Origin of the sequence: Rhodobacter capsulatus (genome assembly GCF_005144475.1) — a bacterium.
GTDB classification, from domain to species: Bacteria; Pseudomonadota; Alphaproteobacteria; order Rhodobacterales; family Rhodobacteraceae; genus Rhodobacter; species Rhodobacter capsulatus_C.
In genome coordinates, this window is sequence record NZ_SWJZ01000011.1 from 1 (window position 1) to 11,178 (window position 11,178).

At 64.1% G+C, this 11,178-nt stretch carries 9 protein-coding genes; 4 read left to right on the plus strand and 5 right to left on the minus strand.

Annotated features, from left to right (window positions below):
• The 3 genes from FBT96_RS03450 to FBT96_RS03460 form a co-directional block, all read left to right on the plus strand.
• Positions 1-2,982 (plus strand): strawberry notch family protein (locus FBT96_RS03450; RefSeq protein ID WP_136904963.1); only part of this gene is annotated, 2,982 nt, incomplete at its 5' end.
• Positions 2,983-2,993: 11 nt separating this feature from the next.
• Positions 2,994-4,025 (plus strand): DUF7146 domain-containing protein, encoded by a 1,032-nt coding sequence (locus tag FBT96_RS21700; protein WP_136904964.1) that lies wholly within the window; start codon positions 2,994-2,996, stop codon positions 4,023-4,025.
• A gap of 367 nt (positions 4,026-4,392) precedes the next feature.
• Positions 4,393-5,325: a DUF2493 domain-containing protein gene (locus FBT96_RS03460; protein ID WP_136904965.1), complete on the plus strand. Its 933-nt coding sequence runs from the start codon at positions 4,393-4,395 to the stop codon at positions 5,323-5,325.
• A gap of 35 nt (positions 5,326-5,360) precedes the next feature.
• Here the strand turns inward: FBT96_RS03460 and FBT96_RS03465 are convergent, their stop codons facing one another.
• On the minus strand, positions 5,361-5,663 hold the full coding sequence (locus tag FBT96_RS03465; protein ID WP_136904966.1) for a type II toxin-antitoxin system RelE/ParE family toxin: 303 nt from the start codon (positions 5,661-5,663) through the stop codon (positions 5,361-5,363).
• Complete coding sequence (locus FBT96_RS03470; RefSeq protein ID WP_249306271.1) at positions 5,663-6,043, minus strand: hypothetical protein; 381 nt, start codon at positions 6,041-6,043, stop codon at positions 5,663-5,665. The genes FBT96_RS03465 and FBT96_RS03470 overlap by 1 nt, the downstream gene beginning before the upstream one ends.
• A 179-nt stretch (positions 6,044-6,222) precedes the next feature.
• Between FBT96_RS03470 and FBT96_RS03475 the strand changes: the two genes are divergently transcribed.
• Positions 6,223-7,734: a DUF6880 family protein gene (locus tag FBT96_RS03475; RefSeq protein ID WP_136904967.1), complete on the plus strand. Its 1,512-nt coding sequence runs from the start codon at positions 6,223-6,225 to the stop codon at positions 7,732-7,734.
• Positions 7,735-7,908: 174 nt separating this feature from the next.
• Here FBT96_RS03475 and FBT96_RS03480 read toward each other — a convergent pair whose 3' ends face one another.
• The 3 genes from FBT96_RS03480 to FBT96_RS03490 form a co-directional block, all read right to left on the minus strand.
• Complete coding sequence (locus FBT96_RS03480; RefSeq protein WP_136904968.1) at positions 7,909-8,703, minus strand: HNH endonuclease signature motif containing protein; 795 nt, start codon at positions 8,701-8,703, stop codon at positions 7,909-7,911.
• Positions 8,704-8,864: 161 nt separating this feature from the next.
• Positions 8,865-9,209 carry a hypothetical protein gene (locus FBT96_RS03485; RefSeq protein WP_136904969.1) on the minus strand — a complete coding sequence of 115 codons (345 nt, stop codon included), beginning with the start codon at positions 9,207-9,209 and terminating at the stop codon, positions 8,865-8,867.
• Between the two features lie 207 nt (positions 9,210-9,416).
• Positions 9,417-10,523: an IS5 family transposase gene (locus FBT96_RS03490; protein WP_249306273.1), complete on the minus strand. Its 1,107-nt coding sequence runs from the start codon at positions 10,521-10,523 to the stop codon at positions 9,417-9,419.
• Positions 10,524-11,178 lie beyond the last annotated feature (655 nt).

Sequence of the window (11,178 nt, forward strand, 5' to 3'; positions counted from 1 at the left end):
GACGCGCAGCTCGAAACCGTGATCTACGCGGGCGAGGCGCATTCTGCGCATCTCGCGGGATCGTGGATCGTCGATGAAACCGGCGATGTTGTCTCGGCAGCGCCCGACGATGCCGCCGACGCTGTCCGCTTTCGTCGCGGTTTTTTCCTCGGCGATGGCACCGGCGCGGGCAAGGGCCGCCAGTCGGCCGGGATCCTGCTCGACAACTGGGCGCAGGGCCGTCGCAAGGCGCTCTGGATCTCGAAAAGCGACAAGCTTCTTGAGGATGCGCAACGCGACTGGTCGGCCCTTGGTCAGGAGCGGCTTCTGGTGACGCCGCTCTCGCGTTTCGCGCAGGGGCGCGACATTCCCCTGACCGAAGGCATTCTCTTCACCACCTATGCGACGCTGCGCTCCGAAGAACGCGGCGCGAAGAAATCCCGCGTCGATCAGATCGTCGAGTGGCTGGGGGCGGATTTCGACGGGGTGATCCTCTTTGATGAAAGCCACGCCATGGCGAATGCCGCTGTGGCGAAGGGTGAGCGCGGTGATCAGGCGGCCTCGCTGCAGGGCAGGGCGGGTCTGCGCTTGCAGCACAGGCTGCCCAATGCCCGCGTGGTCTATGTCTCGGCGACCGGGGCCACGACGGTGCACAACCTCGCTTATGCGCAGCGCCTCGGGCTCTGGGGTGGGGACGACTTTCCTTTTGCCACCCGCGCAGAGTTTGTCGAGGCGATCGAGGCAGGCGGTGTCGCGGCAATGGAGGTTCTCGCGCGCGATCTGCGCGCGCTCGGGCTCTATACCGCCCGCTCGCTTTCCTATGACGGCGTCGAATACGAGATGCTGGAACATGCGCTCACCCCCGAACAGCGCCGCATCTACGATGCCTATGCCGGGGCCTTCGCCATCATCCACAACAACTTGGCTGCGGCGATGGAAGCGGCGAACATCACCGGCGAGAGCGGCACGCTGAACCGTCAGGCCAAATCGGCCGCGCGGTCTGCCTTCGAGAGCGCCAAGCAGCGCTTCTTCGGCCATCTGCTCACCTCGATGAAAACCCCCACGCTGATCGGCGCCATCGAGGCCGATCTCGCGGCGGGCCATGCGGCGGTCGTTCAGATCGTCTCCACCGGCGAAGCGCTGATGGAGCGGCGTCTGGCCGAGATCCCGACCGAGGACTGGAACGACATCCGCGTCGACATCACGCCGCGGGAATATGTGCTCGACTACCTCTCCCATTCCTTCCCGGTGCAGCTCTACGAGCCTTTCACCGACGGTGAGGGCAATCTCTCTTCCCGGCCCGTGGTGCGCGATGGCCAGCCGGTCGAATGTCGCGAGGCCGCCCGCAGGCGCGATGCGCTGATCGAAAAGCTGGCCTCGCTGCCGCCCGTGCCGGGGGCGCTCGACCAGATCGTGCAGCGCTTCGGCACCGATCTCGTGGCCGAGGTCACGGGCCGGGCGCGCCGCATCGTGCGCAAGGGCGAGGGGCACGCGGCGCGGCTCGTCGTCGAGACCCGCGCCGGTTCTGCCAACCTCGCGGAAACCGCCGCCTTCATGGATGACCAAAAACGCATCCTGATCTTCTCCGATGCGGGCGGCACCGGGCGCAGCTATCACGCCGATCTCGGCGCGAAGAACCAGCGCCTGCGGGTCCATTACCTTCTTGAACCCGGCTGGAAGGCAGATGCTGCGATCCAGGGGCTGGGGCGCACCAACCGCACCAATCAGGCGCAGCCGCCGCTCTTTCGCCCCGTCGCGACCGATGTAAAGGCGGAGAAGCGGTTCCTCTCGACCATTGCGCGCCGTCTCGACACGCTCGGGGCCATCACGCGCGGTCAGCGTCAGACCGGTGGGCAGGGATTGTTCCGCCCCGAGGACAACCTCGAGAGCCCTTACGCCCGCGACGCGCTTCGCCAGCTCTATCGCCGCCTCTATCGCGGCGATGTGGCGGGTTGCTCGCTTGGCGACTTCGAGGATGCCACGGGCCTCAGCCTGACCGATGACAACGGGCTCAAAGATGATCTTCCCCCGATCACGACCTTCCTCAATCGACTGCTCGCGCTGACGATCGACATGCAGGCCGTGCTGTTCTCGGCCTTCGAGGAGCTGCTCGATGCGCGGATCGAGGGGGCCATCGCCGCCGGGGTCTATGACCTCGGGCTCGAGACTTTGCGCGCCGAGAGCTTCCGCGTCACGGATGCGCGCGTCATCTACACTCATCCCGGTTCCGGCGCGGAAACCCAGCTTCTCACCATCGCGGAAAAGCGCCGCAACACGCCGACCGCACTCGCGGATGCGCTCGATTGGCTCGACGACAGACAGGCGCGCCTTTTGGTCAACAGCCGGTCGGGCCGGGCCGCAGTGCAGGTGCCCGCCACCAGCCTGATGCTGGAAGACGGCACCATCGAGCCGCGTCTGCGGCTGATCCGTCCGACCGAGGCGGGCACGCTGCCTGCCAAGATGATGGAAGACACCCACTGGCTGGAAGCCGACCGCGCGGCCTTTGCCGCCGCCTGGACTGCGGAACTTGCCGAGGTGCCGGAGTTCTCGGAATCCACGCTCCACATCGTCGCGGGCCTGCTTCTTCCGATCTGGAAGCAGCTTCCCCAAGACGAAACCCGCGTCTATCGGCTGCAGACCGATGATGGTCAGCGTCTCATCGGGCGCAGGGTTTCGCCCGCCTGGGTCGCGACCGCCTTGGCGAGCGATCCGCCGGAGCTCTCGGCGGCGCAAGTCCATGCCTTGGTTCTGGAGGGCAAAACCACCGTGCGCCTGGCCGAAGGGATGGAGTTGCACCGCTCCCGCGTCATGGGCGTCAATCGCATCGAGCTTTCGGGCTTTGCCGAGGCGCAAAAAGATCGGCTCAAGGCCGATGGCTTCTTCTCGGAGATCATCAGCTGGAAGCTGCGGCTCTTCTGTCCGACCGATGCCTGCGGCATTGCGGCGCTGGAGCGCCTGCTTGCACGCTTCCCCGTCCAAGCCCTACATGCCCGGACGTGTTAACGAGTGTGCCTATGTCATTGGAAACCGAAGACCTTCTACGCGAACTCGCGCGGAATGCGGAAAGCGTCTGTCGCCACTATCTTCCCGCCGGTCGGCGGGAAGGGTCCTACTGGATCGTGGGCGATCTGCAAAACAACCCCGGACGATCGCTCTTCGTGCGCTTGACCGGCCCTACCTCCGGGCCGGGCGCCGCAGGTAAATTCACCGACGGCGCGACTGGCGAACACGGCGATCTTCTCGACATCATCCGTGCGCGGACCGGCATCTCTCGCTTTCCCGATCTTCTAACCGAAGCCCGGACGCATCTTGGCCGTCCGCAGCCGGTAATTCCGGACTTGCCGACGCCGAGTAAAGCCAAGGATCCCGGCGGCACGCCAGCGGCGGCGTCGCGTCTCTTCGCAGCCTCGGTGCCGGTGCCGGGCACGCTTGCAGACACCTATCTCCGCTCCCGGGGCCTGACCCAAGGCGGATTGACGAGCGCCCTGCGCTTTCACCCGAAGTGCTGGCATCGGGAAGAAGGTCAGACCCGGAGCATCCCCAGACCGGCGCTGATCGCCGCGGTCACCGATGGGGCAGGGGGCTTGCAGGGGGTGCATCGGACCTGGCTTGCGCCGGACGGCAAGGACAAGGCGGATGTCAAAACGCAGCGGCGTGCCATGGGTCACCTTCTGGGCAATGCCGTCAGGCTCACCCCGCATGACGACATCCTCGTGGTCGGCGAGGGCATCGAGACCATGCTGTCCTTGCGCGAGGCGGCACCGGGCCTTCCTGTCTGGGCGGCGCTCTCGTCCGGTCACCTCGGGGCCGTCCTGTTGCCCGAGGGGCTGCAGCGTCTCTATATCGCCATCGACCGCGATCCGGCCGGGCAGCGCGCGGCAGAGAGGTTGAGCGCCAGAGCCACCGAGGCCGGGATCGGTTGCCATGTGCTCGAGCCGCTGCTCGGGGATTTCAACGATGATCTTCGGGCGCACGGCAAGGTGGCGCTGCGCGCGCATCTGGCAGGTCAGTTCGGGCTAGAAGATCGGCGGCGGCTTTTGGCCTGAGCTGCATCGCGCAATGGGCGGTCTGGGAGCGTGGGGCAGGGGGCATGCATCCCTCTCGTGGCTTTGGACCGTCGTCTCCGCCTCTTTCCGGGCTTTGCTCATCCACCCGTCCCTCGCACGGCCTTCAAGAGATGGGCAGGCGGCCGTCAAAGGCGCCGCCCCTTAAAGGACGGGGGGCGACTGATTTCCGCCGGCGGCAAAGCCGCCTTTGCATCGCGAGACAAATCAGCCGCCCCCCGCCCTCCTCCACGGTGTTCCGGCCCCCGAGGGCGGGGGTGAAGGGGCGTCGCCAGTGACGGCTGTTCGCTGCCCATGAAGGCCGCGCGGGATGACGCGCGGACGAGACAGGCCCGGAGGCAAGAGACCAATGACGCTCCACACCAACGACGATGCTTATGAACCCGCCCACACCGTTTCCCAGACCGCCCATGCGCTCGAAGAACTGCAGCTCTATGGCTACCGCCCCTTCGACGAGCCCGATCCGCGCCCGATGCCCGATGGGCAGCGCCTTGCGGTTGCCGTCGCCGACATCTTCGATGCCCTCGTCGCGACCTTTGATGACACCCGCATGGAACCCGACCTTGAAGAGGTGCTCTGGGGTCAGGTCAACCTCTTCCACCGCGCTACGGCCCGGATCGAGCGGTCGCTTGACGAGAACGAGCAGGCGCAGCGACGCCTTCAGCGCGAGCAAGACGGCTCCGAGGTGAAGTCGACCGAACTCGAGCGCCTGACGGCGGAAGGCCTGACCCTCATCGAGCGGCGCAACTGCATGGACATGATGCGCGACCACGCTGCCACGGAGTTCTCTCATCACACGGGATCGACCTGGCGTCCCCGCACCGGCTCGATGGTGAACCGCCAGCACATGACCGCCGCGCTGATCGACAGCCGCGATTTCCTGGCCGCCAAGCGCCGGTCGGAAACCGAGGTGATGCTGCCCGCAGGCCCCAAGGTTGCCCTCACCGGCGGGACCGACTTCAACGATCACCGCCTGATCTGGGGCAAGCTCGATCAGGTCCGGACCAAATATCCCGACATGGTCCTGCTGCACGGGGGAAGCTTGAAGGGCGCCGAACTCATAGCCGCCAAATGGGCCGAGGCCCGGGGCGTCACGCAGGTGGCCTTCAAGCCTGACTGGACCAAACACGCCAAGGCCGCCCCCTTCAAGCGCAACGATGCGATGCTGGATGTGCTGCCTGTTGGGGTGCTCGTCTTCCCGGGCAACGGCATCCAGGAAAACCTGGCCGACAAGGCCAAGAAGCTCGGTATCCCGGTCGTGAAATTCGAGAAGGGGGCGTAAGCCCCCTATTCTTCGAAAGTCTTGCGATTCAGGCCTTAGGTTATCCAATCCTGACCGCCAAACGCGACCAGCGCGATGTAGAGGCGGTTCGACTCGAGATCGGCTTTGAAAACGATCGTGATCCTGTGGCCGCGGCCTCCGTGTCGAACCAGCCAGCCATCAAGCGGCCCATCGAGGCGCATTCCGGACCGCGGATTGGCTACGATGTCGGCAACGAGCGCATCGACCTCATCAAGCCGACGCATGGCCGCGCGCAGATCGCCTTGCGTGGTTGCATAGATATGCTCCGCCAGAGCGCGCAGATCGCGCCCGACCAAGGGGTGGCGTATCAGCTGCATCAGCGATTGTTGCCGCTGCCGGCTGGCAAAATGGAGAGCAGGTGGTTTCGCGCGTCGCCGGTGAAGTCGGCAGACTCTGCCAAGGGCTCCCATGTGTCGAGCGGCAGGCTCAGCCGCCGCTGCACCTCCACTTCGAAGAGTTTGCGCTCTTTTTCACGAGTTGCGCGTGCGCGGGCCAGTTCGCCGGAAACCGCCGCGCTGATGTTCGGATATTCGCCCGCCTCCACCAGTTCCCGCGCAAAGGCGAAGGCCTGGTCGGTAAAGCTGACGCTTTGCTTGTGAACACCTATGGCGGCCTCCGGGGCGGTAGTCTGTTGGAGTACCGTATAGCATTGCGATCTTCTGGGCAATCTTGCCAATGCATGGCCATGGCGCTTCAAGATGACCTCGAACGGACTTTTCGGGAACCTCAGTCCTCTCCGATATCGCCGATGGCCTCGTCGAATGTCGAAAGAATTGAGGTGGCACCGCTCTTTCCGCCGGGAAGACCGTAGCCTACCCTTGCTGCCCGCCCAGCCCTCGGGCAATTTCGCCCAATCCGTTTTCCCGGACGTTCGACATGGCCCGCAAACCGACCCTCTCCCCCGATGCGCTCGAGGCGCTTGGCGCCGCGAAACTCGCCGCCCTCGTCTTTGAAGAGGCCAGCACGAACGCCGCCTTCAAACGGCGCGTGGCGGCGGCGCTGGCCGGGCAGTCCGGGCCCGAGGCCATCGCCAAGCTGATCGACCGCCGCCTTGCGGGCCTTGAACGTGCCCGCGCCTTCGTCGACTGGGAAAAGGCCAGGGCATTCCGCGACGATCTCGCCGCCCTTCTGGCCAGCATCCTGAGTGAGCTTGCCCCTGCCGATCCCTACCTCGGCGCAGACCGGCTGTTGCGATTTGTGGCCACGCACAAATCCGTTTTCGAGCGGATCGACGATTCCTCGGGCAAGCTTCAGGACATCTACGAAGACGGCATCGCCGCCCTTGGCCCGATCGCGGCCCGGCTTTCACCCGAGGCGGCTCGCCGGCTGCCCGACCGGATCATAGACCGGCTGGGCGAGCTTGAGCACGGCTATCTGCCGCGCGTCGCCGATCAGGTGATCCCGCATCTGGCCCCCAACGTGCTCTCCGCCTGGGAGGAGGATCTCGCCCGCCGCTCGACTGAGCGCCACGCCGAGGAGGCGCCGCAACGCGCGACCGGCCGGTGGTTTTATTCGATGACCGATCAGTGGCGGCAGATCCGGCAGTCGATCGCGCGGGCCCGGGGCGATCTCGACCACCTCATCGCGCTGGAGGGCGAAAAATCCGAACGCGGACAGGACACGCTTGGCCTTGCCGAGACACTGCGCGATGCCGGTCGGCTTTCCGAGGCGCTCGACTGGGTGCGCAAGGGCGGGCAACGGGCGCAGTCCACCTTGCTCGATTTTCTCGACGACGCGGACGACAGCGACAGCCCCGCGGTGCGGCAGGCCCTGCTGGAGGCCGACATTCTGAAACGACTTGATCGGCGCGAAGAAGCTCGCGGGATCCTCTGGGATCGGTTCCGCGACACCCTTGCGCCGCCGATCCTGCGCGCCCATCTGCGGGCGCTGCCGGATTTCGAGGATGTTGCCGCCGAGGAACAGGCGATGGTGGTGGCGCTCGACCACCCCGTGCCGCTTACCGCGCTGCAGTTCTTCCTTGATTGGAAGCGGCCCGATCTGGCCGCCCGGGTAGTGATTTCGCATCGGGGTGCCTGGTCGGGGTCGGACTGGCACATCCTGCCCACCATCGCCGAGGCGCTGGAGGCAGAGCAGCCGCTGGCGGCGACGCTGCTTTATCGTGTCCTTCTTGATGACATCCTCGCCCGTGCCCGCTCGAAAGCCTATCCGCATGGGGCGAAATACCTGCAGATTCTCGACCGGCTCGCCCCGGCCAGCGATGCTGACCCAACGCGGCCGCAGGAGATGGAGGTTCATGCGACCTACCGCGCGGGGCTGAAGGCGAACCATGGCCGGAAATCCGGGTTCTGGGGTCTGGTCGAGGGACGCGTCACCCGCGAACCAGAGGTGAGTTTCATCGGCCGCCGCCCGTTGTGGCGGGAGAGTTGACGGGGAGGGAAGGTCAAGCCAAGCTGGCCAATCGGCGAAAGCGGCCCTGAGCGGTCGGGCGGCCTCGACCTATGCTGCATGGCCGCATCCCCGGAAGCCGACATTCGACTGGTGCCGCAGCGAAGCCCCGGCAATGATGGACACTCGACGTTGGGCGGACCCGTTGATGCATAATCACCTTTCCATTCGCGATTGCATTTCTTGCGTATACTTGGTGAAGCTTGAGTACGAGGAGTGCCCATTGGATTTGTTCAGCTTGGCGAAGCGCGTCTTGTCGATCCGGGTCTGTAGATAGGTACAAAGATCGGCGAAAGCCGACATCGGAAGCAGCTTCCACTGCGCTCCGAATTTATGCTCAATGTTCTTGGATATCGCGCCATAGCTGAACTTGGATGCTCGTGTGGGTTCTTTGGAGGCGAACTCGTTGTAGCGGCTGATCAGGTGCTGAATGTAGCGGCTGGCATTCTGATCGGCACCGATTGTACCCGCCGCGGGATGAACGTGAACAGCTTTGCGATATGTACTTACATTTATCGTTCTGCCCACGATGGCCCCAGGACTATCGACCACGATATTCCCGCTGTTGTTGGTGATCTCAACCACACGTTTCGCGTTCAGCAGCAGCTTGGCAAATATGGCGTCGCTTGCCTGCTCGGGCCGGCCAAATCGCGTTTCCTGAACCGCCTTCATTTCCTCGAGCACCTCGACCGAGTAGATGTCTGGCTCTGTGTCGATAATCTTGTGGTGCCGTCGGCATAGGAGGATCAGGTTTTCAAAGGCATGCCTTTCCTGTTCTGTCTGGGATGCCCTATATCTCGGACCGCCTTTGCTTTGCGCCCGCACATGGCAGATTTCGCCAGTGATTGTGCCCTCCGTCTCGACAATCGGTGACGGGCAATCGGGAAACGCGCATGCATTTCCCGATAGAGCAAACAATCTGCGAACTGTCTTTTCCGATGGTCCCGACAATTTCCCTCCTGAGCCCCTATGCGCCGGGCCTAGTCAGTTACAGTTGTAATATGGCAGCGCTCGCAACGATCTGGGGCATTCCCAGGAATGAAACCCATCACCGCATATCAAGCCGAGGACTGCAACCGGCTGCGCGCCTCTGGATTGCCAAGGGCGTTTTACTACTCGGGGTGACGCCTCGATGAAATCGGGAAATCGGGGTTCTCGGCGTCATACCAGTCTCGGATCGCTCGAGTGATATTGGATAGTGCGAAGCCACGACTGATCCTGAAATCCAGGCATGCAAACTCCTCGATGATCGTTGCAGCATCCTCGCCCTGAGGGGTGAACTCATAGCGTCCGTCCTCTTTCCCGTATTCGGCATTCGGGTCGTAATCAGTCACCTGCCATCGACCGATCAGTTCACCGTCTCTGGTGACCACCTCGCCCGCCGCTAAGTTGAGATCGTAGCCGCTGTCTAACCACTCGTCGTGGCCAATGAAATTTATGGAGAATATCAGATTCATGCACATCATGATGCAGGCCACTCCGTTTCACGCAAGAAAAATCATGAGGGTACCTCGATTTTCCCCGTTTCCGGCTGCTCAATGCCTGTTTGGCCGCCTGCAACCTGCCTGAAATGGCTTACCGGGATGTTCGGGGGCGTGATCAGCGACCGTTCCGCCGGGTGACGGCGCGCTTCGGCCTTTTCGGCCTGACGTCTGCGACCCGGATCACGCCGGGCAAGGGGTTAGACGGCGCAATTGCAACAGTCGGCGCATGTTGTAGGCAAGGTTCTTCATCCCGATCTTGGCCTTCGCCCGCACCAGGCCGATGGTGCGGACCAGCGTGCCGCCCATGTCGTTGGCCTGCGCGCCGAAGACATGCTCGACCCGGGAGCGTACGGTGGACTTGGTCAGGTTGCTGGCCTTGCCCTGTTCGCTCAGCGGCTTGCCGCGTTTGCCCTTGCGGTGGATGCGGCTCTTCAGTCCCCGGGCGCGCAGCTTGGCCTCCATCTCCTCGGAGCGATAGGCCGCATCGGCCCAGACGCTCGCACCGGTGTTGCCCCGCGTCAGCAGCAGGTCGACCGCCTGGCTGTCGTGCAACGCCGCATCGCTGACATGGTAACGGCGCACCAGCTTGTGCTGCCGGTCCACATTCACATAGTTCTTATAGTCGAAATGGCTCTTGCCATGTTTCTTCGTCCACCGCGCGTCGGTGTCCTTCTGCGACCGCTTGGCGGGCTTGTCGGCCCAGCCCTCGGGCACACCGCCTGCCTTGATCGCCTTGTTCTCGTCGCGCGTGTTGTGATTGCGCGGCACCGGCACGATGGCGGCATCGAGGATCTGCCCGCCGCGCGCGATGTAGCCCTGCCGCGCCAGATAGCCGTCGAATTGCCGGAAAAGCGCCTCGACCACACCCGGCTGCGCCAGCCCCTCGCGGTAGAGCCAGACGGTCTTGGCGTCGGGCACCCGGTCCGCAAGCCCAAGGCCGAGGAAGCGCATGAACGAGAGCCGGTCGCGCACCTGATACTCGATCTGGTCGTCTGACAGGTTGTAGAGCGCGCCCAGCACCAGCGTCTTGAACATCACCACCGCGTCCATCGGCTTGCGCCCCGCCCGCGATTTGCGCGCGGCCGCGGGCTTGCGCCAGACCCGCTCCAGTACCGGGCGAAACTCCTCCCACGGCACGAGCGCCTCGATCTCGACCAGAGGGTCACGCTTCGCATCGAGGCTCGCGTAGGGTCCAGACCCATTGATTTCGGGCTTCTGGCGTGATTCAGGCACCGCAAGGAGACCTGATCGATGAGCAACCTTTACTACGACCAGCTCGAGCAGCATCAGAAGCCTTGCGCTCTTTCTCGATGGTGAAAGTGAGCGAGATGAGGGTGGGCTTACAGCAGCAACTTCTGCTCAAGTGTTTTAAGAGCCGAGGCGTAATACCGGAAATCCGGCCAATCGGGCTGCGTCCAGTTCCAAGCCATGAGTTATAGACATCCATTCTACGCCTCACACAAAGAACCCTGGTGACGCATAGAAGTCAGCTCTATCGCTCGGACGAACTGATTGGGGGGGCGGCTCGCAAGCCCGCTTCCAACTCCGACCTGCTCCGTCAAGGTGCAGATGGTCGGCAGCGACTGAAGGCATCATGGGCTTTGTTCCCCGGTCGCCATAAAAGCGTGGCATCGTCCCCCCCGCGCAGCCGTCACCTCCTTGCTGACCACTCTCGCGCCTTTGGTCCTTTTGGCGTTGCGCCCTGTACCCCACCTTCTCCCCTTCCCGGGTGCTTTTCCCGCCACCGGCCACCCGGTTTCCGGTCGTGCGGTGCCATGCCGGTCCATGAGGATCTCGGGTCCGTCGTTCCTCGCCATCCCCTCGGCCTTCCGGGGCGCAGCCGCAGAGAGGGGGCTCTGGCCGCGTTGGTGGTTGCCGCCCAAGGTCGCGCGCGGTCGGGGCCGTCTTGGTGCCGGGGCGGGATGAACGGGTCTGCTGGCCC

Bases quoted from the DNA above. Each gene is read 5' to 3' on its own strand.
- FBT96_RS03490 (WP_249306273.1), bottom strand. From the start codon at position 10,523: ATGCTGCTCGAGCTGGTCGTAGTAAAGGTTGCTCATCGATCAGGTCTC.
- FBT96_RS03460 (WP_136904965.1), top strand. From the start codon at position 4,393: ATGACGCTCCACACCAACGACGATGCTTATGAACCCGCCCACACCGTT.
- FBT96_RS03465 (WP_136904966.1), bottom strand. From the start codon at position 5,663: ATGCAGCTGATACGCCACCCCTTGGTCGGGCGCGATCTGCGCGCTCTG.
- FBT96_RS21700 (WP_136904964.1), top strand. From the start codon at position 2,994: ATGTCATTGGAAACCGAAGACCTTCTACGCGAACTCGCGCGGAATGCG.
- FBT96_RS03475 (WP_136904967.1), top strand. From the start codon at position 6,223: ATGGCCCGCAAACCGACCCTCTCCCCCGATGCGCTCGAGGCGCTTGGC.
- FBT96_RS03485 (WP_136904969.1), bottom strand. From the start codon at position 9,209: ATGAATCTGATATTCTCCATAAATTTCATTGGCCACGACGAGTGGTTA.